Source organism: Streptomyces griseochromogenes, assembly GCF_001542625.1.
GTDB lineage: Bacteria > Actinomycetota > Actinomycetes > Streptomycetales > Streptomycetaceae > Streptomyces > Streptomyces griseochromogenes.
On sequence record NZ_CP016279.1, the window covers coordinates 9768426 to 9793432 of the forward strand.

The 25007-nt window shown below is 72.0% G+C and carries 17 protein-coding genes; 9 read left to right on the top strand and 8 right to left on the bottom strand.

Annotation, left to right across the window (positions count from 1 at the left end; all coding sequences use genetic code 11):
* Nucleotides 1–16: 16 nt before the first annotated feature.
* From AVL59_RS42575 to ftsE, 3 genes are all read right to left on the bottom strand, one after another.
* Complete coding sequence (locus AVL59_RS42575; protein ID WP_079147259.1) at nt 17–1204, bottom strand: S41 family peptidase; 1188 nt, start codon at nt 1202–1204, stop codon at nt 17–19.
* 67 nt (nt 1205–1271) lie between these two features.
* Nucleotides 1272–2189 carry a permease-like cell division protein FtsX gene (gene ftsX / locus AVL59_RS42580; protein ID WP_067315097.1) on the bottom strand — a complete coding sequence of 306 codons (918 nt, stop codon included), beginning with the start codon at nt 2187–2189 and terminating at the stop codon, nt 1272–1274.
* A gap of 44 nt (nt 2190–2233) precedes the next feature.
* Complete coding sequence (ftsE, locus tag AVL59_RS42585; protein WP_055707746.1) at nt 2234–2923, bottom strand: cell division ATP-binding protein FtsE; 690 nt, start codon at nt 2921–2923, stop codon at nt 2234–2236.
* A gap of 238 nt (nt 2924–3161) precedes the next feature.
* Between ftsE and AVL59_RS42590 the strand changes: the two genes are divergently transcribed.
* On the top strand, nt 3162–3353 hold the full coding sequence (locus tag AVL59_RS42590; RefSeq protein ID WP_067315099.1) for a hypothetical protein: 192 nt from the start codon (nt 3162–3164) through the stop codon (nt 3351–3353).
* 133 nt (nt 3354–3486) lie between these two features.
* On the opposite strand, the gene AVL59_RS42595 is transcribed toward AVL59_RS42590, so the two are convergent.
* The 4 genes from AVL59_RS42595 to AVL59_RS42610 all read right to left on the bottom strand — a co-directional run bounded on the left by AVL59_RS42595 (nt 3487) and on the right by AVL59_RS42610 (nt 9045).
* Nucleotides 3487–4386 (bottom strand): hypothetical protein, encoded by a 900-nt coding sequence (locus tag AVL59_RS42595; protein WP_067315100.1) that lies wholly within the window; start codon nt 4384–4386, stop codon nt 3487–3489.
* 305 nt (nt 4387–4691) lie between these two features.
* Nucleotides 4692–5798, bottom strand: a complete 1107-nt coding sequence (prfB, locus tag AVL59_RS42600; RefSeq protein WP_067315102.1) for a peptide chain release factor 2 — start codon at nt 5796–5798, stop codon at nt 4692–4694.
* A 210-nt stretch (nt 5799–6008) separates the two neighbouring features.
* Nucleotides 6009–7235 (bottom strand): serine/threonine-protein kinase, encoded by a 1227-nt coding sequence (locus AVL59_RS42605; RefSeq protein ID WP_067315104.1) that lies wholly within the window; start codon nt 7233–7235, stop codon nt 6009–6011.
* A 127-nt stretch (nt 7236–7362) separates the two neighbouring features.
* Nucleotides 7363–9045, bottom strand: coding sequence for a serine/threonine-protein kinase (locus AVL59_RS42610; RefSeq protein ID WP_067315106.1), 1683 nt, complete (start codon nt 9043–9045; stop codon nt 7363–7365).
* 420 nt (nt 9046–9465) lie between these two features.
* Between AVL59_RS42610 and AVL59_RS42615 the strand changes: the two genes are divergently transcribed.
* The 7 genes from AVL59_RS42615 to AVL59_RS42645 all read left to right on the top strand — a co-directional run bounded on the left by AVL59_RS42615 (nt 9466) and on the right by AVL59_RS42645 (nt 23933).
* Nucleotides 9466–13134 (top strand): FHA domain-containing protein, encoded by a 3669-nt coding sequence (locus AVL59_RS42615; RefSeq protein WP_067318434.1) that lies wholly within the window; start codon nt 9466–9468, stop codon nt 13132–13134.
* Between the two features lie 163 nt (nt 13135–13297).
* Entirely contained in the window at nt 13298–14689 is a 1392-nt protein-coding gene (locus tag AVL59_RS42620; protein ID WP_067315108.1) for an ABC transporter substrate-binding protein, read from the top strand.
* Nucleotides 14690–14696: 7 nt separating this feature from the next.
* Entirely contained in the window at nt 14697–16043 is a 1347-nt protein-coding gene (locus AVL59_RS42625) for a carbohydrate ABC transporter permease (protein WP_079147260.1), read from the top strand.
* Nucleotides 16040–16951 (top strand): carbohydrate ABC transporter permease, encoded by a 912-nt coding sequence (locus tag AVL59_RS42630; protein WP_067315110.1) that lies wholly within the window; start codon nt 16040–16042, stop codon nt 16949–16951. The genes AVL59_RS42625 and AVL59_RS42630 overlap by 4 nt, the downstream gene beginning before the upstream one ends.
* A 155-nt stretch (nt 16952–17106) precedes the next feature.
* Nucleotides 17107–19374 (top strand): bifunctional glycosyltransferase/CDP-glycerol:glycerophosphate glycerophosphotransferase, encoded by a 2268-nt coding sequence (locus AVL59_RS42635; RefSeq protein WP_067315112.1) that lies wholly within the window; start codon nt 17107–17109, stop codon nt 19372–19374.
* A 125-nt stretch (nt 19375–19499) separates the two neighbouring features.
* Nucleotides 19500–21704: a bifunctional glycosyltransferase family 2 protein/CDP-glycerol:glycerophosphate glycerophosphotransferase gene (locus tag AVL59_RS42640; protein ID WP_067315114.1), complete on the top strand. Its 2205-nt coding sequence runs from the start codon at nt 19500–19502 to the stop codon at nt 21702–21704.
* A gap of 6 nt (nt 21705–21710) precedes the next feature.
* The gene (locus AVL59_RS42645) at nt 21711–23933 is read left to right on the top strand and encodes a bifunctional glycosyltransferase/CDP-glycerol:glycerophosphate glycerophosphotransferase (RefSeq protein WP_067315115.1); all 2223 of its coding nucleotides are present in this window, start codon (nt 21711–21713) and stop codon (nt 23931–23933) included.
* Nucleotides 23934–23974: 41 nt separating this feature from the next.
* Here the strand turns inward: AVL59_RS42645 and AVL59_RS42650 are convergent, their stop codons facing one another.
* Nucleotides 23975–24388: an organic hydroperoxide resistance protein gene (locus AVL59_RS42650; protein ID WP_067318437.1), complete on the bottom strand. Its 414-nt coding sequence runs from the start codon at nt 24386–24388 to the stop codon at nt 23975–23977.
* Nucleotides 24389–24514: 126 nt separating this feature from the next.
* Here AVL59_RS42650 and AVL59_RS42655 point away from each other — a divergent pair, with 126 nt between their 5' ends.
* Complete coding sequence (locus tag AVL59_RS42655) at nt 24515–24988, top strand: MarR family winged helix-turn-helix transcriptional regulator (protein ID WP_067315117.1); 474 nt, start codon at nt 24515–24517, stop codon at nt 24986–24988.
* Nucleotides 24989–25007 lie beyond the last annotated feature (19 nt).

Here is a 25007-nt window from a genome sequence, read left to right on the forward strand (position 1 = left end):
GTGGGTGGGAAGCGTATTAATCGTGCCGGGAGGGGTCACCGAGGCCGGCGAGGACCGTCTCCGCCCGCTGGAGGGCCTGTGGCCCGGGCTCCAGGTCCGGGGTGATGCCCCGGCCGTCCACGGCCTGGCCGGAGGGGGTGCGGTAGTGACCCACGGTCAGCTCGGCCACCGAGCCGTCGGGCAGCTTGGTCGGCATCTGGATGGAACCCTTCCCGAAGGTGCGGGAGCCGATCACGACCGCGCGGCCCCGGTCCTGGAGGGCTCCGGTGAGCATCTCGGCCGCGCTCATGGTGCCGCCGTCGACCAGGGCGACCAGGGGCCGGGCGGTGTCGCCGCCGGCCTCGGCGTGCAGGGCGCGCTGTGCGCCGTCGACGTCGTAGGTCGCGACCAGGCCGCCGTCGAGGAAGGCGGAGGCGGTGTCCACGGCCTCGGTGACCAGGCCGCCCGAGTTGCCGCGCAGGTCGAGCACGACTCCGGCGTCGGCCGGTGCCTCGCGCACCGCCGTGCGGACGGCGTCCCCGGAGCCCTTCGTGAAGGCGGCGATCTTGATGACGGTGACCCCGCCGGGCAGCTTGCGGACGGTCACGGAGTCGGTGGACAGGCGGGCCCGGCGCAGGGTCTCGTTCCACGCGCGCGTGCCGCGCTGCAGGCCCAGGGTGACCGTCGTACCCGCGGGCGCGTCGTCGGCGTCGCCGCGTAGTAAGGAGACCACCTCGGTGACCGGCCGGCCGTCGACGTCGGCGCCGTCGACGCTGCGCAGCCGGTCGCCCTTGCGGATGCCCGCGTCCGCCGCGGGCGAGCCGGGCTGCACCCGGGTCACCTCGATACGGCCGTCCCGCTCGCGCCGGGCCCACAGGCCGACGCCGGTGTATTGGCCGTCGAGGGCCTCCTGGAACTCCTGGTACTCGCCCTCGGAGTAGACGGCGCCCCAGCGGTCCCCGCTGCGGCTGACGGCCCGCTCGGCGGCCTCCATCGGCGACTTCCCGTCCGCCATGGCCTCGGCGGCGGCCTTGCGCACGTCCTCGTGCCGGGGGGCCGTGCGCGCCGCACCGGCGGCGGCCCCGCGGCCGGCGGAGTCCGCCGGTCCGGTGTCCGGGAAGGAACCGGTGGCGGCGCCGGCGACCAGGACGCCGGCGAAGACCAATGTCAGGGCGGCCCCGCGGCGATTGCGGCGGGGCTGACAGAACGGGTCTCGGCCTGACATGGCCGTGAGTCTAGGACAAGGCGAAGGGCCGTACGGCCGGATGCCCGTACGGCCCTCTTGGCATGCGTCACACCTTCAGGTACTTGCGCAGCGCGAAGAACGCCGCCAGAGCAGGCATCAGCACACTGGTGGCGAGGATCAGCGGAAGCTTGGTCAACACCGCGTCCCAGCCGACGAAATTGATGAGCTGGAGCTTGGTGGCCAGGGCCATGCCGTGGTCGATGGTGAAGTACCGGCCGATCACCAGGAACACACAGGCCAGACCACCGCCGATCAGGCCGGCGACCGCCGCCTCCATGATGAACGGCGCCTGGATGTAGAAGCCCGAGGCACCGACCAGGCGCATGATCCCCGTCTCGCGCCGGCGGCTGAACGCCGAGACACGCACGGTGTTGACGATCAGCAGCAGCGCGACGATCAGCATCATCGCCATCACGAGGAGCGCCGCCCGGTTCATCAGGCCGAGCAGCTGGAAGAGGTTGTCCAGGATGCCCTTCTGGTCCTGCACGGACTGCACACCGTCACGTCCGTTGAACGCGGACGCGATCACCTGGTACTTCTTCGGGTCCTTCAGCTTGATCCGGTACGACTCCTGCATCTGGTCCGGCGTGAGCGAGCTGGACAGCGGGGAGTTCCCGAACTGCTCCTTGTAGTGCTTGTAGGCCTGGTCCTGCGACTCGTACGCGACCCTCTCGACGATCGGCATCTTGTGGAGGTCGCTGAGGATCTGCTTCTTCTGGTCCTCGGTCACCGCGCCCTTGGCGCAGTTCACGTCCGACTGCGCGTCGCTCTTGTTGCACAGGAAGATCGAGACGTTGACCTTGTCGTACCAGTAGCCCTTCATGGTGCTCACCTGGTCGCTCATCAGCAGCGATCCGCCGAAGAGGGACAGGGACAGGGCGACGGAGACGATGACGGCGAAGGTCATCGTCAGATTGCGGCGGAGACCGACACCGATCTCCGACAGGACGAACTGGGCGCGCATGGCCTCGGGTTAAGCCTTTCCGTGGACGTGACTCGGGGGGCGGGTCAGTGCTGGTAGCCGTAGACGCCGCGGGCCTGGTCGCGGACGAGGCGGCCCTTCTCCAGCTCGATGACGCGCTTGCGCATCTGGTCCACGATGTTCTGGTCGTGCGTCGCCATGATGACGGTGGTGCCCGTCCGGTTGATGCGGTCGAGCAGCTTCATGATGCCGACGGAGGTCTGCGGGTCGAGGTTGCCGGTGGGCTCGTCCGCGATGAGCAGCTTGGGCCGGTTCACGAAGGCGCGCGCGATGGCCACGCGCTGCTGCTCACCACCGGACAACTCGCCCGGCATCCGGTCCTCCTTGCCGCCGAGCCCGACCAGATCGAGCACCTGCGGCACGGACTTGCGGATCTCGCCGCGCGACTTGCCGATCACCTCCTGTGCGAAGGCCACGTTCTCCGCGACCGTCTTGTTCGGCAGGAGCCGGAAGTCCTGGAACACCGTCCCCAGCTGGCGGCGCATCTGCGGCACCTTCCAGTTGGAGAGGCGTGCGAGGTCCTTGCCCAGGACGTGCACCTGGCCGTGGCTGCACCGCTCCTCGCGGAGGATGAGCCGCAGGAAGGTGGACTTTCCGGAGCCGGAGGACCCCACGAGAAAGACGAACTCGCCCTTCTCCACCTCCAGGGACACATCCCTGAGGGCTGGGCGGGTCTGCTTGGGGTAGACCTTGGAGACGTTGTCGAATCGGATCACGGATGCACCACGGGTCGCCGGGGGTAGATGAGCGTGACCATACGCGAACCGAGTACGCAAGCGCAGGGCCCGTACGAGGTTGGGGATGGGATGTGCACTTTTGTACCTGCGGTTGTCCTTACCACCCGTCTCCCGGCGCCCCGCGCAGGCTCCACGGGAACCTGGCAGAGTGGAGGGGGAACGTTCTCGTTTCCGGAAGCGTTGTATGGGTGATGGCCGGTGCAAGGAGGGCGACCGCATGACGTACGACCGGTTGGTGTGCGCGAACTGCGCGGCGCCCGTGAGCGAGGGCCGGTGCCCGGTGTGCCGTGCCAACCGCGAGCGACTGCAGCAGGAGAGCTTCTTCGCGGGGCTGAACCCCATGGCGCTGATCGCGCTGCTGGCGATGCTGATCGCCGCGGTGGCACTGCTGGCGCACCAGACCGCGTGAGAAGCGCCGCATGAGAAGTACCGCGTAAGAAAGCGGGAAAGGCCGGGCAAGAACGCCCGAAGGGCCCGGAGCGCGAGGCTCCGGGCCCTTCGACGTCAGACCGTGCGTACGCAGCGTGCCCGCGGGGCTACGCTCAGGCGGCCGCGCCGCCCCGGCCGTTGACCAGACGCGGCAGGATCCGGAAGCCGATGCCACCGGCGATCATCGTCGCGGCGCCGACCAGCAGGAACGCGGTCTGCCCGGCACCGGTCTCGGCGAGCTGCTTGCCGCTGCCCTTGGCCGAGGTGTCCGAGCCCGTGTCGGTGAGGGCCGAGGAGCCCTCCTCCTGGGAGACGTTGTTGTTGCCGCCGTTGGGGGTGGTGTTGCCGTTGCCACCGGACGTGCCGGAGCCGCCGCCGTGGTGGCCGCCACCGTGACCGCCGCCGTTGCCGCCGCCGGAGTTGCCGGAACCGCCGCCGTTGCCGCCACCGGAGTTGCCGGAGCCGCCGTTGTCACCGCCGGTGGTGGTGCCGCCGGTCGTGTCACCGCCGGTGGTGCTGCCGCCACCCGTGGTGGTGCCGCCGCCGGTGGTGGTACCGCCGGTGGTGGTGTCACCGCCCGTCGTGTCGCCGCCGGTCGTGTCGCCGCCCGTGGTGGTGTCGCCGCCGGTCGTGGTGTCGCCCCCGGTAGTGGTGGTACCGCCGGTGGTGGTGTCACCGCCCGTCGTGTCGCCGCCGGTCGTGTCGCCACCCGTGGTGGTGTCGCCGCCGGTCGTGTCACCACCGGTGGTGTCACCGCCGGTCGTGTCGCCGCCGGTCGTGGTGTCACCGCCCGTCGAGGTGCCGCCGGTGGTGTCGCAGATGCCGACGGGGTCGCAGCCTCCGGTGTCGCCGCCGTCGTCCTTTCCGTCCGTGCTCACGCCGATGTTGATCGGACCCGCCTGGACGCCGAGGTCCAGGGCGGAAGCCGCGCCGGCGGCGGTCAGCGAGGCACCCGCCGCGATCACGGCACCGGCGGCTATCCGCGCGACCCGGATCCGCGTCTTCTTCGTCATATGGTTGCTACCCCCAGTAGCTGTTCGTCAATGAGGCTGCGTGCGGGGCTTGCCGTGATCGACGGAGGTAGCTGACCAGGCCGGAATCGACGTCCGAGTCATCCCATTCCCCCGGTTCACATGCGCCCCAGAGATACGCATGCCACGCTTCACCATTCCCATTTTTCAAAGCAACGTCAAGGCCATTGCGCGCGCAATGTCCGATGAGGCGGCGTTTGCCGGGACTTGGAGCCTGTGAGTGTGATGTAAAACCCAGACAAATGACAACTGCCGCCACTCGGGCGGCAGTTGTCATGTCGACAAAGTTACTTTTCCTGCTGCTTGCGCCAGCGAATGCCGGCCTCCAGGAACCCGTCGATCTCACCGTTGAACACGGACTCGGGGTTGCCGACCTCGTGCTCGGTGCGCAGGTCCTTGACCATCTGGTACGGGTGCAGCACGTAGGAACGCATCTGGTTGCCCCAGGAGTTGCCGCCGTCGCCCTTGAGGGCGTCCATCTTGGCCTGCTCCTCCTGGCGGCGCCGCTCCAGCAGCTTGGCCTGGAGGACGTTCATCGCCGTGGCCTTGTTCTGGATCTGCGACCGCTCGTTCTGGCAGGAGACGACGATGCCGGTGGGGAGGTGGGTGATGCGCACGGCGGAGTCGGTGGTGTTGACGCCCTGTCCGCCGGGCCCGGAGGAGCGGTAGACATCGATCCGCAGGTCGCTCTCGTCGATCTCGACGTGGTCGGACTGCTCCACGACGGGAAGCACTTCCACGCCCGCGAAGGAGGTCTGGCGGCGGCCCTGGTTGTCGAAGGGCGAGATGCGCACGAGGCGGTGGGTGCCCTGCTCGACGGAGAGGGTGCCGTAGGCGTACGGCGCCTGGACGGAGAAGGTGGTCGACTTGATGCCGGCCTCTTCGGCGTACGACGTCTCGATGAGCTCGGTCTTGTAGCCGCGCTGCTCGGCCCAGCGCAGGTACATGCGCTGGAGCTTCTCGGCGAAGTCGGCGGCGTCGACGCCACCGGCCTCGGCGCGGATGTTGACCAGCGCCTCACGGGAGTCGTACTCGCCGGACAGGAGGGTGCGGACCTCCATCTCGTCCAGCGACTTCCTCACCGCGGCCAGCTCGGACTCGGCCTCGGCACGGGTGTCCGGGTCGTCCTCCTCCTCGGCCATCTCGAAGAGCACACCGAGATCGTCGATCCGGCCGCGCAGCGCCTCCGCCTTCCTGACCTCGGCCTGGAGGTGGGAGAGCTTGCTGGTGATCTTCTGCGCCTCGTCCGGGTCGTCCCACAGGGAGGGCGCGGCCGCCTGCTCCTCGAGCACGGCGATGTCTGCCCTCATCTTGTCAAGGTCGAGAACGGCCTCGATCGACTCCATGGTCGAGGAGAGGGACTTCAGCTCTTCGGATACATCGACGACTGCCACGCCTCCAGCGTAACGGCTCCACCGACCGCCGAGGGCCGGGCGGGGAGCGGCTTCCGGGGCCGGGGCCTGTGAGGCCGGTGGCGAGGGGGTCTTCGGGGGTGGGGGGCTTGGGCATGGGCCGAGGGCGTGGACGGGGCGCTTCTCGGCCGACCGAGTCGGGTGGGTGGGCGAAGCGGGACGGGGACCCAGGGGGCGGAGCCCCCTGGGGGATCAGGGACCCGACGTGCTGTGGGTGTCCTGCGGAGGCTCGTCGTCCCCCGACGTCGCCGCCCACGCACCGACCCCGATCGCCGCGGCCAGCACCACCCCGGCGACCCCCAACGTGATCTTGCGGCGCCGGGCGGCCGCCCGATGCCGCGCCGACCCGGGCCGCGGCGCACCCGCCGTCCTCGGCGCCCGCGCCGTCCCCCGCGCCCCGCCCGCCAGCTCATCGGGCCCCGGCACCCTCATCGACGTATGCGTGTCCCGATTGGAGTCCGGCTTCGCCCCCGGCACCAAGGACACCGCGCCACGCCGCCGCACGGGCTCCCCGGACGCGGCCGGCGCCGGCGCCTCCTGCGGCCCCTCCTCGGTGGACTCCGCCTCCGGCTCGTCCACCTCCAGCGGCGGCATCCCGGCCAGCATCGGCAGCTGTTCCCGCAGCCGCGCCCCGAGCTCCGAGGCGCGCAGCCGCGACGCCGGCGCCTTGGCCAGGCACTGCACGATCAGCTGCCACAGCTCGTCGGGGATGCCGGGCAGCGGCACGACCGTCTCCGTGACGTGCCGCCGCAGCACCGCACCGGGGTGGCCGCCGCCGAAGGGAGTGAAGCCCGCGAGCAGCTCGTACAGGACCGTGGCCAGGGCGTAGATGTCCACGGCGGCCCGCGGGGGCAGCCCCTCGACGATCTCCGGGGCCAGATAGTCGGGCGTACCGATGATCTTCGTGGCCCGTGTCCGCTTCGGCGAGTCGATCAGCTTGGCGACGCCGAAGTCGGTGAGCAGCGCGGGATGCGAGCCGCCCGGGCCGAGCGGTCCCTGCATGTCCAGCAGGACGTTCTCGGGCTTCACGTCCCGGTGTACGACCCCGGCCGCGTGGGCCGCCGCGAGCCCGTCGGCGACGTCCGCGACGATCGCCACGGCCGCCTCGGGTGCGAGCCTGCGCTCACGCTCCAGCCGGGTGCGCAGATCGGTCCCGCGCACCAGGTCCATGACGAGAGCCAGGTCGTTGCCGTCGACCACCAGGTCGCGCACCGAGACGATGTTCGGGTGTTCCAGGCCGAGCAGCGCGGTGCGCTCCTGGACGAACCGTCCGACGAGCTCCTGGTCGGACGCGAGATCCTCGCGCAGCAGCTTGACGGCGACGGGACCCTCCGGCCCCTCGCCCAGCCACACCGTGCCGGCGCTGCCCCGCCCCAGGATCTGGTTGGCGGTGTACCGGCTGCCGATCTTCCGTGCCAAGGCTGCTCCTACTGACGCGTGTTGTCGCTAAAACTACGCGTCCGAGGAGCCAACCTTCACCGCGGAGACGGAAATCACCCGTCAGATGTCGACAAATACCTAAACCGGTGATCACCCGGACCGGCGATCAGTTGCCGCCACCGGAGGACTTGTCCAGTTTCCTGACCCAGTGGCTCACCGAACCCACCAGGTCCTTCACCTCGTGCCAGTAGCTCTTGCCCTCGCCGACCCAGGTGTGCAGCGGGGTCCACTCCCACACCATCCAGCTCACGACGATCAGGATGACGATCGTGAACAGGCAGCCCTTCAGGCAGCCGAGCCCGGGGATCTTCATCGGATTGGCGCTGCGCTGCCGCGGCGCCCTCGGCTCGCGCGCGGGCCGCTGCGGCTCCGGGGCGGGCGGCGCGTACCGCTGGGGCTGCTGGGGCTGCTGCGGCTGCTGCTGTGGATAGCCGTATCCGGCCGGCGCATGCTGCTGTCCGCGCGGCTGCGGACGCTGCGAGCGCGCCTGCGGGGCCTGGCGCGGCTGCTGCTGGGGCCGGGCGACCTGCCGCTGGGGGCGGCGGCGCAGCGGGTCCTCGTCGGGGTCGAGGTACTGGATCTGCGTCTGCTCGTTGCGGTCCCGTGCGGCGCGCAGCTGGTTCTGCCAGGGGTGCGGCTGGTCGGGCTGCTGGCCCGGCTGTCCCTGGGGCATCGGCGGCATGACCGCCGTGGGGTCCGCCGCTCCGGTGTTCGGCAGGACGGCGGTGGGGTCGGCGGCGCCGACGGGGCCGCCGGTGTGCGGCAGGAAGCTGGTCGCCGCATTGGGATCGTGCTGGCCGTACGCCCCCTGCGGCGCGTTCGTCGGCAGTACCTGCGTGGGGTCGGCGGCGCCGGGCACACCCGGGACGGCGGCCGGGGCCGGGTCGGGGGCCAGCAGCGCGCCCACGCCCTCGGCGGCGGCGATCTGGGCGGCGTTGGCGTGCACACCGATGCCCTCGGCCACCACGCGCAGGCCGCGCGCGAGGTTCTCGGCGCTGGGCCGCTCCTCGGGGCTCTTGCGCATGCAGCGCTCTATGACCGTCCACAGCGGGTCGGGGACGGTGGAGGGGCGGCGCGGCTCGGCGCTCAGGTGCTGGTGCAGGACTTCGAGGGCGGTGCCGCCGGAGAACGGCGGGTGGCCGGTGACCAGCTCGTACAGCAGGATGCCGGCGCCGTAGATGTCGACGGCGGAGGTCTGCGGGCGGCCCTCGGCGGACTCCGGCGCCACGTACGCGGGCGTGCCGACGAACTCGTGGGTGCGGGTCAGGCCCGGGGAGTCGGCGAGGCGGGCGATGCCGAAGTCGGTCAGCATCGGGTGCATCTGGCCGTCGTCCTGCCGCAGCAGGACGTTGGCGGGCTTCAGGTCGCGGTGGACGACGCCGTCGGCGTGGCTCGCGGCGAGGGCGTCGGCGATCTGCGCGGTCAGCAGCGCGGCGGCGACCGGGGTGAAGGGGCCGTTCTGGCGCAGGTAGCGGTGCAGGTCGGGGCCGTCGACGAGGTCCATGACCAGGGCCAGCAGATCGCCCTCGACGACCAGGTCGCGCACCCGGACGACGTTCGGGTGGGTGAGCCGGAGCAGGACGGACCGTTCGCGCAGGAAGCGCATCACGATGTCCGGGTCGCCGGCCAGCTCCTCCTTCAGGACCTTGATCGCGACCGTCTCGCCGGGCTGGCCGGCCACGGCCGCCTCGGCGCCCGCGGTCTCGCGCTGGCGGGCACGCCAGACGGTGCCCGTGGCGCCGCGTCCGAGCGGCTCCTCGAGCAGGTACTTGCTGCCGACTGGCCGCACGTCACGCGCTCCCTGCTGTTCGCTGCTGCTTACTTGCCTGCATTTCGATGTTCCGACCCACTGTAGTGCCGCTCCACAAGGCACTACGTATGCGTTCCCGACGATGTTCGCCGGTCCTCCCCGGCCATGTCGGTGCGGGTTCATGTCCGGGCTCATGTCCGGGTTCACGGCCAGGTTCGAAGGAAAGACGCTCACCTCGGTCTCCTGGTTGCCGCGGGCCGGACGTGACCGATCTCAACTGATCATCGATGCGTTATCGGTCAGGCACTTTTGGGGGCAGAGCTGACCAATCAAGATCACTTGGCACCGGGTCGTGGGCGCGTTGTCAGTGACAGGTGCGAGGATGCGTGCAGTACTGGCCGACGTGCTCGTGCGGGGTGGGGGATGTCCGCGCCCGGGCAGAAGGGACCGCTGACGGCGATGCAGATCCGGCTGACCGTCGTAGACCCGCTGGGCCCGTCCGTGCAGCGGGGGCGTGTCGCGAGCCGCGACGTACTGGTGACGGCTCCCGCGGGCACGGACCTGGCCGCGGTCGCGTCGGCGCTGGCCGCGGCGGTCACCGGAGAGAGCGGCGCCGGCCGGGAGTCCAGCGGCGCGGCGGTCGTGCTGTACGCGGGCGCCGAGCGGCTGGACGCCCGCCGCCGCACCCTCGGCGAGCCTCCCCTGGTCGACGGCGCCGTGCTGTCCCTGGGCGCCCCGGCCGCCCCCGAGCCGCATCCCGAGCTGGACGACGCCCCGACCCAGCTGCATGTGGTCGCGGGTCCGGACGCCGGCGGGGTCCATCTGCTGCACGGTGGCCGGATCACGGTCGGCCGGTCCGCCGACGCCGACGTCCCGCTGGACGACCCGGACGTCTCCCGCCTCCACTGCGCGGTCACGGTCGACGCCGACGGCCGCGTCTCGGTGACGGACCTCGGCTCCACGAACGGCACGGCGCTGGACGGCGCGCGCGTGGCCGACCACCCGGTGCGGTTCCCTCCGGGCGCGCTGCTGAGGATCGGCGAGTCCGCCCTGCGGGTGACGCCGTCCGCCGGTCCCGGGGCGCGGGTGCGGGCGGTGCCGGACGGGGAGGGGTGCGTGCGCGTCTCCCTGGGGGCCGGGGAGGCCGACGGGCCGGGAGCGGCAGGCGGCCCCGGGGGCGATCCGATGCCCGGTGCCGGGGCGGCCGCCGCGGGTGCGGACGCCGGGGCCGGTGCGGCGGGCACCGCCGGGCAGGCGCGCGGGGAGCCCGCCCCGGACGTGAGCGGCCAGGGCCCCTGCGGGCCCACGCATCACGCGTACGGCACGGCGAGCTGGGGTTCCTCGGGCGGCGGCACAGGGACTCAGCGGCACCGGCCCGGGGACCAGCCGTCGGTACCGGGCCAGGGCGGAGCGCCGAGGATCGAGAGACGAGGCGGAGACACCGGGGCACCGGGCCCGGCTTCCGGCCATGGGGCCAAGGGCGCGAGCCGCCGCGTGGTGCGCGGTCCTGGCGGTGCGCCGCCCGCACCCGGGATGCCCGGTCCGGCTCCCCGCGGCGGGGACACGCATGCGGGGCGCTTCGGCGTCGGCGGCCCGGAGGGTGTGCGCGAAGACGGCCACGCCGGTACGACGTCGCATGGTCAGGCACCGGGCCATGCCCCTTCCGGTACGGACCCGGACGGCGGCGGCAACCGCAAGGGCACGCCCCTGCGGGGCACCGACATTCCTCAGGGTGCCCGTCGGCGCGGCGGGCTCGGCGCGTGGGCCCGGCGGCTGACCGGCGGGCGCGCGGAGCAGCCGGCCGCCGGACCGGAGGCGTACGGAGGTGCGGCCGCGCATCCGGCCGACACACTGGTGGCCGGTGTCCCGCAGCAGCCCGAGGCCTGGCCCGACCCGGCCGCGCTGCTGCTGACCGCGCTGGGTCCCGGCCCCCGGCTCTGGGAGCGCGGGCCGGGGCACCCGGAGGCGCTGACCGTGCGGCTCGGCACGGCCGACCGGAGCGCGCCGGACGGCTCGGGCGTGCTGCCCGCCGTGCCGGTGACCGCCGCGCTGCGCGAGGCGGGCGCGCTCGGCCTGGCCGGCCCACGCCCCCGGCTGTCCGGGCTGGCCCGCGCGGTACTGGCCCAGCTGGCCACGCTGCACTCGCCGGACCTGCTGGAGATCGTGCTGATCAGCGCGGACCGCGCCCGCCCGGAGGAGGAGCGCACGGCCGAGTGGTCCTGGCTGGGATGGCTGCCCCACGTCCGGCCGGGCCACAGCCAGGACTGCCGCCTCCTGCTGGCCTACGACCGCGAACAGGCGGCGGCCCGCGCGGAAGAACTCCTGCGCCGCGTGGAGGAGTACGCCGCATCGGGCCGCGGCACGGCCCAGCCGGCCTCGCCCCTGACGCCTCCGGCGGACACACCGGCTCCCCTGCCCGCGGACCCGGCGTCCGGCACCGCGCCCTGGCCCGCACCCGACGGCCCGGCCGTCCCCGCGCCCCGGGCCGACACCGCCGCCGGCTCCCCCCAGCGGGCTTGCGCCCGCCGTCCCTCCTGGGCCCGGGAGGGCGCCGAGCTGGACGGCCCGGGCGGGTTTCCGGGGCCGTACACCGTGGTGGTCGTGGACGGGGATCCGGGCGGTGCCGCCCTGCGGGAGGCCGTGGCACGGCTGGCCGTGGCCGGGCCGCGGGCCGGGATCCATGTGCTGTGCCTCGCCGAGACCGCGTCCGCCACCCCGGCCTCCCCGGTGGCGCAGACCTACGAGGCGGCCTGCGCGGTCGCGCCCACCTTCCGGCACTGCGGGGCCGTCGCGCTGCTCAGTGGTGACGTCTCCGGCACCCTGCATCTGATGCGGGTCGCGCCCGGCGGTCCCCTCGGCCCCGGTGCGCTCGCCGCAGTCGACGCCGTCTCCCCCGCCTGGGCGGAGCGGTTCGCGCGGGCGCTCGCGCCGCTGCGCCCCGACGGCCCCGTCGGCGAGCGGGCACGCGTGGCCACGCCGCTGCCCCAGTCGGCACGTCTGCTGGACGAGCTGGGACTGGCCCGGGCCACCCCTGCCTCGCTGATGGCCCGCTGGGCGGACGCGGCCGACGACACCGAGTCGCTGGGCGGGCGGGCCCGGGCGGTGCTCGGTGCCGGGCCGCGCGGCCCGCTCACCGCCGACCTGGTGGCGGACGGACCGCACCTGCTGATCGAGGGGCCGGCCGGCAGCGGTCGTACGGAGCTGCTGCGCGCGGTGGTCGCCTCGCTGGCCGCGGCCGAGCGGCCCGACCGGCTCGGCATGGTGCTGATAGACGGCCGGGACGGCGTCGGCACGGGCGCGGGGCACGGTGAGGGGCTTCGGGTCTGTACGGACATACCCCATGTGACGACCCACCTCATCGCCAACGACCCGGTCCGCATGCGGGAGTTCGCACAGTCGCTGAGCGCCGAGCTCAAGCGGCGCACGGAACTGGTCGGGCGCACGGACTTCGCCCAGTGGCACGCCGGTCGCGAGGTGTCGGGCCGTATCGTCGCCCAGCGCGCCCCGAGCGGCCGGCCGACCGCATCGGGGACCGGCGACATAGAGGCGCCGCCCAGCTCCACGCTGCGGCTGCGGCCCGGCGCCGGCGCACGGCAGCGCACCGAGGCCGCGCCGCCGCTGCCCCGGCTCGTCGTGGTCGTGGACGATCTGGACGCGCTGGTCTCCCCCGCGCTCGGCTCACCGGGCCGGCCCGCCGCCGGATCGGTGATGCGGGCGCTGGAGGCGGTGGCCAGGGAGGGCGAACGGCTCGGCGTGCACCTGGTGGCGGCGGCCGGCACCGGCGGCCGTACGGCCGAGACGGAGCCGGCCAGGAGAGCCACACTGCGCATCGTGCTGGACGCCCCGACCGCCGGGCCGGACGAGCCCGCACCGGGACGCGGCGGGCTGACGTACCCGGACGGGCGGGCCGTCGCCTTCCAGAGCGGCCGGGTGACGGGCCGTATCCCGCGCACCGCGACCCAGCGGCCCACGGTCGTCCCGCTGGAGTGGCAGCGCATGGGCGACCCGCCGGCCCGCCGTCCCGTCCGCGAACTGGGCAACGGCCCCACCGACCTGGCCCTCCTCGCCAGCGCGGTGGAGCGCGCGGCCCGCGAGGTCGCCGCGGCGGAGGTGCCCTCGCTCCTCTAGCCGGAATCAGCCGGAATCGGTACGCATACGTCCCTGATCACGAGCCGGTCACGATGGGCCGCCGGACGGCGCAGGTGCTCTTGCCGCCCCTGCACAGCCCGGCGTACACCGGAGCGCACGGACAGTCTTCTGAGTTCGACGGAGAACGACGAACGGGGAAGTGATGCGTGGCAACAGCAACACGATCCGGACAAACAGGGCCGTCTCCACACTCGCCGCGCTGCTCGCGGGAGCCCTCGCGCTCACCGCCTGCTCCAGCAGCGACACCAAGGACAAGAAGAAGGACGACGGCGGCACGAGCAGCGGGGCCACCGCCCCGGGCTCCACGCTCAGCCTGCCGAAGCTGAACGGCGCGAGCCTGGAGGTCGCCGCCGTCTGGACCGGCACCGAGCAGAAGAACTTCAAGAAGGTCCTCGCGGAGTTCGAGAAGCGCACCGGTGCGAAGGTGACGTTCGTGCCCGCCCAGGACCCGATCATCAACTTCCTCGGCTCGAAGATCGCGGGCGGTCAGCCGCCGGACATCGCGCTGCTGCCGCAGCCCGGGGCGATCAAGCAGGCCGTGGACAAGAAGTGGGCCAAGCCGCTCGGCCCGGACGCGCTCAAGGAGCTGCGGAAGAACTACTCGCAGGGCTGGCAGGACATCGGCAAGGTCGGCGGCAAGCAGTACGGCGTCTACTACAAGGCCGCCAACAAGTCGCTGATCTGGTACAACGCCAAGGCGTTCGAGAACGCGAACGCCAAAGCGCCCAAGAGCTGGCAGGAGCTGCTGAAGGCGGCGCAGGACGTGTACGACTCCGGCGTCACTCCGTTCTCGGTCGGCGGCGCCGACGGCTGGACGCTGACGGACTGGTTCGAGAACGTCTATCTGTCCCAGGCCGGCCCGGAGAAGTACGACCAGCTCGCCCAGCACAAGATCAAGTGGACCGATCCGTCGGTGAAGCAGGCCCTGACCACGCTGGCCCAGATCTGGGGCAGGAAGGACTATGTGGCGGGCGGCGCGGACGGCGCCCTGCAGACCGAGTTCCCGGCCTCGGTCACCCAGACCTTCACCGGCGGTGCCCAGCCGAAGGCGGCGATGGTCTACGAGGGCGACTTCGCGCAGGTCAACATCGGCGACACCAAGGCGAAGGTGGGCACGGACGCGAAGGTGTTCCCGTTCCCGGCGGTGGGTCCGGCCGCGCCGGTGGTCTCCGGCGGTGACGCGGCCGTGATCCTGAAGGACTCCAAGGCCGCGCAGGCGCTGGCGACGTTCCTGGCCTCCCCGGACGCGGCGACCATCCAGGCCAAGCTCGGCGGCTATCTCTCGCCGAACAAGAACGTGCCGGTCTCGGCCTACCCGAACGCGGTCCAGCAGACCATCGCCAAGGCGCTGATCGCGTCCGGCGACGCCTTCCGCTTCGACATGTCCGACCAGGCCCCGCAGGCCTTCGGCGGCACCCCCGGCAAGGGCGAGTGGAAAGACCTGCAGGACTTCCTGAAGAACCCGAAGGACGTGGCGGGCACCCAGGCACAGCTGGAGAAGGACGCGGCGGCGGCCTACGGGAACGGGAGCTGATCCGGCCATGGCATCGGCAGCGGCGGCCGGGGCCCCACCGGGCCCCGCCGCGCCGAAGAGCCGCAAGAGCGTGACCGGCACCCGCAAGGCCGTGGCAGTCCTCTTCCTGCTGCCGGCCCTGGTGCTGCTCGGCGCGCTCGTGGTCTACCCGATCGGGTACTCGGTCGTCCGCAGCTTCTACAACGCCTCCGGCGACGGCTTCGCCGGCTTCGACAACTACAAGGCGCTGTTCACCGACGACGGCATCCGGACCGCGCTGAAGAACAACATCATCTGGGTGGTGTTCGCACCCACGGTCTCCACCGCGCTCGGCCTGATCTTCGCGGTGCTGACCGAACGGGTGCGCTGGGGCACCGCGTTCAAGCTGGTCGTCTTCATGCCGATGGCGATCTCGATGCTGGCCGCCGGGATCATCTTCCGGCTGGTGTACGACCAGGACCCGAACAAGGGCGTCGCCAACGCGGTGTGGGTGGGCGTGCACGACACCTTCGCGCAGTCGTCGGCGTTCCCGAAGGCGCACCCGGGCCGGAACTCCCCCCTGAAGCCGGACGGGGGCGGTTTCATCACCACGTCCACGGTGCACACCGGCCGGGCCGTCACGCTCCCGCTCGTGGGCGTCGCACCCGACCAGATGCCCGACAGCGCGAAGAAGGCCGTGGCCGCCGAGCCGGAGCCGGGGAAGATCACCGGCACCACCTGGCAGGACTTCACCCGCGGCAAGGGCGTCGGCAGGCTCGGCGCGCCCGACCCGTCCGAGCTGGGCTACGCCGGGATGCGGATCGAGGCGGTCGACACGGCCGGCCAGGTGGTGGCTTCGGCGAAGGCGGCCTCCGACGGCACTTTCACCCTGCCCGCCAAGGCGGACGGCACCCGGCTGCGGCTTCCCGCGAGCAACTTCAAGGAGCCGTACAACGGCGTCGACTGGCTCGGCCCGGCGCTGGTCACCCCGGCCATCATCGGGTCGTACGTATGGATGTGGGCGGGCTTCGCGATGGTGCTGATCGCGGCCGGACTCGCGGGCGTGCCCCGGGAACTGCTGGAGGCGGCACGGGTCGACGGCGCCGGCGAGTGGCAGGTGTTCCGCCGGATCACCGTGCCGCTGCTCGCACCGGTCCTCGCGGTCGTCACCGTCACGCTGATGATCAATGTGCTGAAGGTGTTCGACCTCGTCTACATCATCGCGCCGGGCTCCTCCCAGGACGACGCGAACGTGCTGGCCCTGGAGCTGTACCGCAAGGGCTTCTCGGAGGGCCGGCCGGGCATCGCGAGCGCCATCGCGGTGTTCCTGCTGCTGCTCGTGATCCCCGTGATGCTGTTCAACATTCGCAGGCTGCGGCGGGAGGTGCGGCGATGACGACCGCTGCCGGAAGCATCGGGAAGCCGGCACCCGACGACATGACGGTGAAGGCCCGGCAGTCGCTCGGTTCGAGGATCACCGAGAAGCTCGGCGGCGGCCTGGTCCGCGTGTTCCTCATCCTGGTGGGCCTGTTCTGGCTGGTACCGACCATCGGCCTGCTCATCTCCTCACTGCGCGCACCGGAGGACATGAGCGCGAGCGGCTGGTGGAAGGTGTTCTCCCAGCCGTCCCAGCTGACCTTCGACAGCTACCAGAAGCTGCTGGAGAACAGTGACATCACCAACTCCCTGGTCAACACCGTGCTGATCACGGTCCCGGCGACGCTCCTGGTCGTGGTGATCGGCTCGCTGGCCGGCTACGCGTTCGCGTGGATGGAGTTCCCGGGCCGGGACTGGTGGTTCCTCGGCGTGGTCAGTCTGCTGGTGGTGCCGGTGCAGGTGGCGCTGATCCCGATCGCCGAACTGTTCGGCAAGATCGGTCTGTTCGGGAGCATCTTCGGGGTGGTCCTCTTCCACGTGGGCTTCGGTCTGCCGTTCGCGGTGTTCCTGCTGCGGAACTTCTTCGCGGAGATCCCCAGAGAGCTCCTGGAGGCGGCCCGTCTCGACGGCGCCGGTGAACTGCGTCTGTTCGTACGGGTGGTGATGCCGCTCGGCGGGCCCGCGATCGCGAGCCTCGGCATCTTCCAGTTCCTGTGGGTGTGGAACGACATGCTGGTCGCGCTGGTGTTCACCAAGTCCGACTCCCAGCCGATCACGGTCGCCCTGCAGACGCAGGTACGGCAGTTCGGGAACAACATCGACGTGCTGGCACCCGGCGCGTTCATCTCGATGGTGATCCCGCTGGTCGTGTTCTTCGCGTTCCAGCGGCAGTTCGTGTCCGGGGTGATGGCGGGCGCGGTCAAGTAGTAACAAAGAGGACACTTTTCGAGGGGCGGGTCTTCAAGGGCCCGCCCCTTCCCGTTCACCCGACGTCCCCCACATGCCGTACGAACCGTAACCAAGTCACTCCATCGGCCGTTCCCGGGCAGAACGCCCGCGCCGACCGACCCATGGATGTCCCCTTGCCCAGGTTCAGTGTCATTGTCCCCGCGTACATGGTCCAGGCGTACCTGTCCGAGTGCCTGGATTCCGTGCTCTCGCAGTCGTACCCCGATCTCGAACTGATCGCCGTGGACGACTGCTCACCGGATGCCTGCGGTGCGATCGTCGACGAGTACGCGGCCCGCGACGTACGCGTGAAGGCCGTACACCTGCCGGAGAACCAGGGTCTCGGCCGCGCCCGCAACGCGGGCATGGCCGAGGCGACGGGCGACTACCTGCTCTTCCTGGACAGCGACGACACCCTCGCGCCGGGCGCCCTGCGCGCGATCGCCGACCGGATCAAGGAGACCGGCGAGCCGGACGTCCTGGTCTTCGACTACGCGCGCACCTACTGGAACGGCGAGACGGCCCGCAACCAGTTCGCCGGCCACCTGACCCAGCAAGGCCCCGCGCCGTTCCGCCTGAAGGACCGCCCGGGGCTGCTGCGGGTGCTGATGGTCGCCTGGAACAAGGTCCACCGGCGGGAGTTCGTCGAGCAGCAGGGCTTCCGGTTCCCGACCGGCTACTACGAGGACACGCCCTGGACCTATCCGGTACTGATGGCCGCCGACTCGATCTCCACCCTCGACCGGGTGTGCGTCCACTACCGGCAGCGCCGACAGGGCAACATCCTCGGCACCACCAGCCGCAAGCACTTCGACGTCTTCGATCAGTACGACCGTGTCTTCGCGTTCGTCGACCAGCGCCCCGAACTGGCGCGGTGGCGCCCGCTGCTGTTCCGCCGCATGGTCGACCACTTCACGACGATCTTCAGCAAGAAGGACCGCCTGCCGCCCGGCGCCCGCGCCGAGTTCCTGCGCAAGGCCCGCGCCCACTACCGCCTCTACCGCACCCCGGGAGCGCCCGTCCCGCTGCGCACCCGGCTGCGGCACACCCTGGTCCGCCTGGGCCTGCACCGCGGCTACCGGGCCCTGCAGCTGGCCATGACCGCGCGCCGCCGCACGCTCAAGCTCGCCGTCAAGCTCGCCCGGGCCCTGAAGGCGGCCGCCCTCCAGCTGCACTACCGCATCCAGCTCCGCCTCCCGCTGCGCGCCGACCGTGCCGTCTTCTCCGCCTACTGGGGGCGCGGCCACGGCTGCAACCCGGGCGCGCTGGAGGCCGCGTTCCGCCAGTTCGCCCCGCAGGTGCACACGGCGTGGATCGCCCGCCCCGAGCACCAGCACACCCTCCCGCCGGGCCCCGACCGGCTGCGGCCGGGCACGGCCGCCTACTGGACGGCGCTGGCCCGCTCCAAGTACCTCGTCAACAACGTCAATTTCGACCGCAGGCTGCGCAAGCGCCCCGGCCAGGTCTTCGTCCAGACCCAGCACGGCACCCCGCTCAAGCACATGGGCCTGGATCTCCAGGAACACCCGGCGGCCGCCGGGGACATGGACTTCGAGGAGCTCCTCAAAGGCGTCGACAAGTGGGACTACGTCCTGTCCGCCAACCGCCACACCACGCTGACCTGGGAACGCGTCTACCCCGGCGGCTACACCGCGCTGGAGTACGGCTACCCGCGCAACGACGTCTTCCAGACGGCCACCGCGAACGACGTGGCCCGGCTGCGCGCCCTGCTCGGCATCCCGGACGGCACGGTCGCGGTCCTGTACGCCCCGACCCACCGCGACTACAGCCGCACCCAGCGCTCCGCGCTCGACCTGGAGCGCGTCGTGCGCCGCCTCGGCCCGCGCTTCGTCATCCTGGCCCGCGCCCACTACTGGCACGACGGCCCGCTGGCCCGCTCCCGCGCCGAGCGGATCATCGACGTCAGCACCCATCCGAGCGTCGAGTCCCTCTGCCTCGCCTCGGACGCGCTGATCACCGACTACTCGTCGCTGATGTTCGACTACGCCAACCTGGACCGCCCGATCGTCGTGCACACCGCGGACTGGGAGGCGTACGAGGCCGCCCGGGGCACCTACTTCGACGTGCGCGAGTTCCCGCCGGGCGCGGTCGCCCGCAGCGAGGACGAGCTGATCGACATCTTCGCCACCGGCCACTGGCGCGGCTCGCGCTCCGCCCAGCTGCGCGCGGCCTTCCGGGAGCGGTTCTGCCCGTACGACGACGGACGCGCCGCCGAGCGCGTCGTACGGCATGTCGTGCTGGGCGAGACGCAGGGGCGGCCGGCGTTCGTCCCGCTCGCCGAGCGCAGGCCGGCGCCGTCGGCCGCCTCCACGCTCGGGCGCTCTCCGCTCGCCACCGTGCGGCAGCCTTCCGGCTCCTTCCCCGTCACCGAGAGCCGCTGAACAGCGTTGGTCCTTCCGGGAGTTCCCATGCCCCTCAGCACGACGCGGCCCACTCCGGTCCGGCCGTCCAGCTGGCGTCCCGCCGGGCGGCCCAGCCGCGTCCGCAAGACAACAGAAAGAGCAGAATGCCCCGCTTCAGCATCATCGTCCCGTCCCACGGGGTCGCTGGTCGGCTGTCCCAGGCGCTGGACTCGGTCCTCGGCCAGTCCTTCGGCGATCTGGAGCTGATCCCGGTCTGCGACGCTCCCGACGCCCCGGCGGCCGCGGTGGCCGCCGCATACGCCGAGCGGGACTGCCGGGTGACCCCGGTCGACTCACCGCCGTCCGCCGGTCTGAGCGGGGCGCGCAACGCCGGGATGCGGGCGGCGACCGGTGCGTATGTGCTGTTCCTCGACGGTGACGACCTGCTCATGCCGGGCGCGCTGGCGGCGCTGGACGCGCGGCTGACCGAGACCGCCGACGTCGACGTGCTCTACGCCGAGCACGAGCGGGCCCCCTGGTGGGAGGGCGAGCCGACCAACCCGGCCGCCCCGCTGCTGGCACAGGCGCCGAAGGGCGCCTTCGCCCCGGACCGGTTCCCCGAGCTGACCGGTGTGCAGCTCCCGGCGTGGGGCGCCGCCTACCTCCGGGCGTTCCTCACCGAGCACGGCCTCGTCTTCCCGGACAGCCACTTCACCGACCTCGGCTGGGGCGGGCTGACCACGCTCGCCGCCGGGCGGATCGCGGTGCTGCGCCAGGTCGTCGTACGGCACCGGCTGCGCCGGCAGGGCAGCAGGCTCAACCTGCCCGGGCCGCACCAGCACGCCCTGCTGGACCAGGTGGAGCTGGTGCTGGCCCGGGCGGCCGCGGATAAGCTGCCCGCCGAGCGGACCCGGGCACTGTTCGACCAGCTGTTCGCGTACGTGCTGAAGACGGCGTCCCGGCCGGAGCGGCTGTCCTCGGGACACCGGGCGTTCTTCCGCCGGGCCGGCCGGCTGTACCGGGCGCACCGGCCCGTGGGCCACCGCGCGCCGGGCGGCAGCCTGGGCGTGCAGCACCGGCTGCTGGCGAGCGGCGCGTACACCGCGTTCCGCGCCTTGCGCGGCGCCAACCAGAGGGCGGCGAAGTCCGTGGAGGGCCTGCCGCGCCCGCGCCTGCTGCGCACCCGGCTGCGCTACGCCCTCGATCTGCGCCGCCCCCTGGATCCGGGCCTGGCTGTGTTCAGCGCCTACTGGGGCCGCGGCTACGCCTGCAACCCGGCCGCCATCCACGCCAAGGCCCGCGAACTCGCCCCGCACATCCGCCCGGTGTTCCTGGTCGAGGCCGACCAGGCGCCTGCGATGCCGAAGGACGTGGAGTACGCGGTGATCGGCTCCCGCCGCTACTGGGAGGTGCTGGCCCGGGCCACGTATCTGATCAACAACGCCAACTTCGCCGAGGGCGTGGTCAAGCGCCGGGGCAGTGTCCATCTGCAGACCCAGCACGGCACCCCGCTGAAGACGATGGGCGTGGACCAGTCGACGTACCCGGTGGTGGCCGCGCAGACCGGCAGCTACACCAAGCTGCTGGCCCGGGTGGACCGCTGGGACTTCAACCTCTCCTCCAACCGCCACTCCACCCAGATGTGGGAGCGCGCCTTCCCCGGCTCGTACGAGCATCTGGAGTACGGCTATCCGCGCAACGACGTCTACTACACGGCGAGCGCCGAGGACGTCGTGCGTGTCCGGCGCGAACTGGGCGTGCCGGACGGTGCGACGGCCGTGCTGTACGCGCCGACCCACCGCGACCACCACACCGGCTTCGAGGCCGGCCTGGACCTGGAGGCGTTCTGCGCGGCGGCCGGCGACGACGTGGTCGTCCTCCTGCGCGCCCACTACTTCTACGACCGGGGGCGGGCCGCCCGGGGCCGAGGCCGCGTCATCGACGTCACCGCCCACCGCTCCTCGGAGGACGTGTGCCTGGCGGCGGACGCGCTGGTCACCGACTACTCCTCCATCATGTTCGACTATGCGAACCTGGACCGGCCCATCGTCGTGTACGCCGACGACTGGGACGTCTACCAGGAGACGCGGGGCGTCTACTTCGACCTGATGACCGAGCCGCCGGGACCGGTCGTGCGCACCCCCGAGGAACTGGCCCGCGTCTTCCGCGACGGCTCGTACGCGGGGCCCGAGGCCAAGGCCCTGCGGGCCGCGTTCCGCAAGCGGTTCTGCCAGTTCGACGACGGGCGGGCCGCCGAGCGCGTCGTACGGCGGGTGCTGCTCGGCGAGCCGCCGGAGGCGATCCCGCCGGTGATCCCGCTCGCGGAGCGCATCCCCGCCCCCGCCGCCGCGACCCTCGCAAGGAGCTGACCCGCCGTGCCCCGCTTCAGTGTCATCGTCCCCTGCTTCAAGGTGCAGGGCTTCCTGCGCGAGTGCCTCGACTCGGTGCTGCTGCAGTCCTTCAACGACTTCGAAGTGATCGCCGTGGACGACTGCTCGCCGGACGGCAGCGGCGCGATCCTGGACGAGTACGCCGGGCGCGACCCACGGGTGAAGGTGCTGCACCTGCCGCAGAACGCCGGCCTCGGCCGGGCCCGCAACGCCGGGCTGCCGCACGCCACCGGTGACTACCTGTTCTTCCTGGACAGCGACGACACGCTCACCCCGGGCGCGCTGCGCGCCATGGCCGACCGGCTGACGGAGTCGGGTGACCCGGACGTCCTGGTCTTCGACTACGCGCGCACCTACTGGTGGGGCGGCACCCGGCGCAATGTGCTCGCCCATGTGCTCGCCGAGGCCGGCGCGGACACCTTCACGGTCGCCGACCGGCCGCAGATCCTGGACCTGCTGATGGTGGTGTGGAACAAGGTCTACCGACGCGACTTCGTCGAGGAGCACGGCTTCGAGTTCCCGCCGGGATACTACGAGGACACCCCCTGGACCTTCCCGGTCATGCTCAGCGCCCGCCGGATCGCCGCCCTGGACCGGATCTGCCTGAACTACCGGCAGCGCAGGCAGGGCAACATCCTGTCCACCACCAGCCGCAAGCACTTCGACATCCACGACCAGTACGAGCGGGTCTTCGCCTTCGTGGACCGGCACGAGCGGCTGTGGAGCTGGCGGCCGTATCTGCACCGCAAGATGGGCGAGCACTGTCTGGACATCCTCGCCAAGCCGGACCGGCTGCCGCCCGCGGACAAGGCCGAGTTCTTCCGGCGTACGGCGGAGATGTTCCACCGGCACAGGCCCGAGGGCGCGCTCGTGGACGGTGAGGTCGCCCTGCTGGAGGGCGGCTACGCCAGGTACCGGCTGCAGCGGCAGGCCGCACCGGCCGGCCGGGAGGCCGGGCGGCGGGCGCTGAGGACGCGGCAGACGGCCGCCGCACGGGCCCGGCGCGGCTGGGCGCGGCTGCACGCACGCCTGCCGCTGGACCCGCAGCTGGTGGTGTACTCGGCGTCCTCGCACCGGGGCGTGCTCGGCGACCCGGCGGCCGTGTACCGCAAGGCGGCCGAGATCGCCCCGCGGCTGCGCGGGGTGTGGGTGGTGCGGGACGAGGAGACCGCCGAGCGGCTGCCGCCGGGCGTCGAGCACGTGATCGTGGGCTCCCGGCGCTATCTGGAGGTCACCGCGCGGGCGGCGTTCTTCGTCAACGACGTCAACTGGCCCGGCTCGCTGGTCAAACGGCTCGGCAGCGTGCATGTGCACACCCACCAGGGCACCCCGCTGAAGTACATGGGCGCCGACCTGCTGGACAAGCCAGGCGCCCGGCTCGGCTTCGACGTGCCGCAGATGCTGCGCCGGGCCGACCGCTGGGACTACAGCCTGGTCGCCAACCACCACTCGGAGCTGGTCTGGGAGCGGGCCTACCCCTGCCACTTCGCCTCGGTGCGCACCGGCAGCCCGCGCAACGACGTGCTGGTCGGCGCCGGTGACCGGGCCGGCCTCGGCTTCCGGCTGCGCCACGGCATCCCCGAGGACCACACGGTGGTGCTGTACGCGCCGACCCGCCGGGACTACCGCCGGGGCGGACACGTGGACCGGATCGACCTTGTCCGGTTCGCGGCCGATCTCGGCGAGGGCCACACCCTGGTGGTCCGGCTGCACCCGACACTGGCGACCGGTCCCGCGCGCGGCCTGGGGCTGACCGAACTGGCCCGTCGCGGGATCGTGGTCGACGCGACGGACGAGCCGCACGTCGAGGAGGTGATGCTCGCCTCGGACGCGCTGATCACCGACTACTCGGCGCTGATGTTCGACTACGCCAACCTGGACCGGCCCATCGTGGTCCACGCCGACGACTGGGCCGCGTACACGGCGAGCCGGGGCGCCTACCTCGACATCACCGCGGAGGCGCCGGGCCATGTCTCACGGTCCTACCGGGAGCTGGCGTGGCTGTTCGCGTCCGGCTCGTGGCGGGACGAGGAGTCCACGCGGCTGAGGGCGGACTTCCGGGCGCGGTTCTGCACGTACGACGACGGGCGGGCTGCCGAGCGGGTCGTACGGACGCTGCTGCTCGGCGAGCCGATGCCCGCCGCCGAGCCGGGCACCGTGCGGATCCCCGGCCAGACCGTCGCGGACGACCTGCTGGCCTCCATGTGAGGCCGGCAGGTCACCCATGACGTCGTGTGTGCGCCGAGCGCTTACTCGACGACGAGGTCGACCTCGATGTTGCCGCGGGTGGCGTTGGAGTACGGGCAGACCTGGTGGGCGGTCTCGACCAGCTTGCGGCCGGTCGCCTCGTCCACGTTCTCGGGCAGCTCGATGCGCAGCGTCACCTTCAGGCCGAAGCCTTCGCCCTGCTTGCCGATGCCGACCTCTGCGGTCACCGCGGCGTCGCTGACGTCCACCTTCGCCTGGCGGCCGACGAGGCCGAGGGCGCTGCCGAAGCAGGCGGCGTAGCCGGCGGCGAAGAGCTGCTCGGGGTTGGTGCCCTCGCCGTTGCCGCCCAGCTCCACCGGCGGGGCCAGCTTGAGGTCGATCTTGCCGTCGGAGGAGACGGCACGACCGTCGCGGCCATGGGTGGCGGTGGCGACAGCGGTGTAGAGCGCGTCCATGAAGACCATCCCTCTCGGAGTCATCTGCGATCCGGCGGCTCCTGTCCGGCCGCCCTCACGACCACAAGTAGAGCACACGATTCAGTTGCGCACAACTAAATGACTTGCCGGAGCTATCCTTGAGCCATGACCGCCACCCAGACCCCTGCCCCCGAGGCGGACTGGCTCCGTCTGGACCGCCAGATCTGCTTCTCGCTGCACGCCGCGTCCCGCGCCTTCAACGGCGTCTACCGCGTGATCCTCAAGGACCTCGGGCTCACCTATCCGCAGTACCTGGTGATGCTGGTGCTGTGGGAGCAGGGCGACCTGCCGGTCAAGAAGCTGGGCGAGCATCTGCGCCTCGACTCCGGCACGCTCTCCCCGCTGGTCAAGCGGCTGGAGGGAGCCGGTCTCGTCCGGCGCGAACGCAGCCTGGAGGACGAGCGTTCGGTGCAGGTGCGGCTCACCGAGGAGGGCGCGGCGCTGCGCGAGCGGGCCCTGCAGGTGCCGCGCCGCATCCTGGCGGCGACGGGCTTCGACCCGGCCGAGATCGGCGAGCTGCGCGAACGCCTGGACCGGCTCACGACCGCCCTGGACGCGGCGGCCCTGGAAGAGGCGTAGAAGCAAGGGGCTCGGGAGC

What these genes read in the sequence shown, in the direction of transcription:
- AVL59_RS42590 (WP_067315099.1), top strand. Translation starts at nt 3,162, where the DNA reads ATGACGTACGACCGGTTGGTGTGCGCGAACTGCGCGGCGCCCGTGAGC.
- AVL59_RS42620 (WP_067315108.1), top strand. Translation starts at nt 13,298, where the DNA reads ATGCGTGGCAACAGCAACACGATCCGGACAAACAGGGCCGTCTCCACA.
- AVL59_RS42575 (WP_079147259.1), bottom strand. Translation starts at nt 1,204, where the DNA reads ATGTCAGGCCGAGACCCGTTCTGTCAGCCCCGCCGCAATCGCCGCGGG.
- ftsX (WP_067315097.1), bottom strand. Translation starts at nt 2,189, where the DNA reads ATGCGCGCCCAGTTCGTCCTGTCGGAGATCGGTGTCGGTCTCCGCCGC.
- AVL59_RS42595 (WP_067315100.1), bottom strand. Translation starts at nt 4,386, where the DNA reads ATGACGAAGAAGACGCGGATCCGGGTCGCGCGGATAGCCGCCGGTGCC.
- AVL59_RS42630 (WP_067315110.1), top strand. Translation starts at nt 16,040, where the DNA reads ATGACGACCGCTGCCGGAAGCATCGGGAAGCCGGCACCCGACGACATG.
- AVL59_RS42650 (WP_067318437.1), bottom strand. Translation starts at nt 24,388, where the DNA reads ATGGACGCGCTCTACACCGCTGTCGCCACCGCCACCCATGGCCGCGAC.
- AVL59_RS42625 (WP_079147260.1), top strand. Translation starts at nt 14,697, where the DNA reads ATGGCATCGGCAGCGGCGGCCGGGGCCCCACCGGGCCCCGCCGCGCCG.
- AVL59_RS42655 (WP_067315117.1), top strand. Translation starts at nt 24,515, where the DNA reads ATGACCGCCACCCAGACCCCTGCCCCCGAGGCGGACTGGCTCCGTCTG.
- AVL59_RS42640 (WP_067315114.1), top strand. Translation starts at nt 19,500, where the DNA reads ATGCCCCGCTTCAGCATCATCGTCCCGTCCCACGGGGTCGCTGGTCGG.
- AVL59_RS42615 (WP_067318434.1), top strand. Translation starts at nt 9,466, where the DNA reads ATGCAGATCCGGCTGACCGTCGTAGACCCGCTGGGCCCGTCCGTGCAG.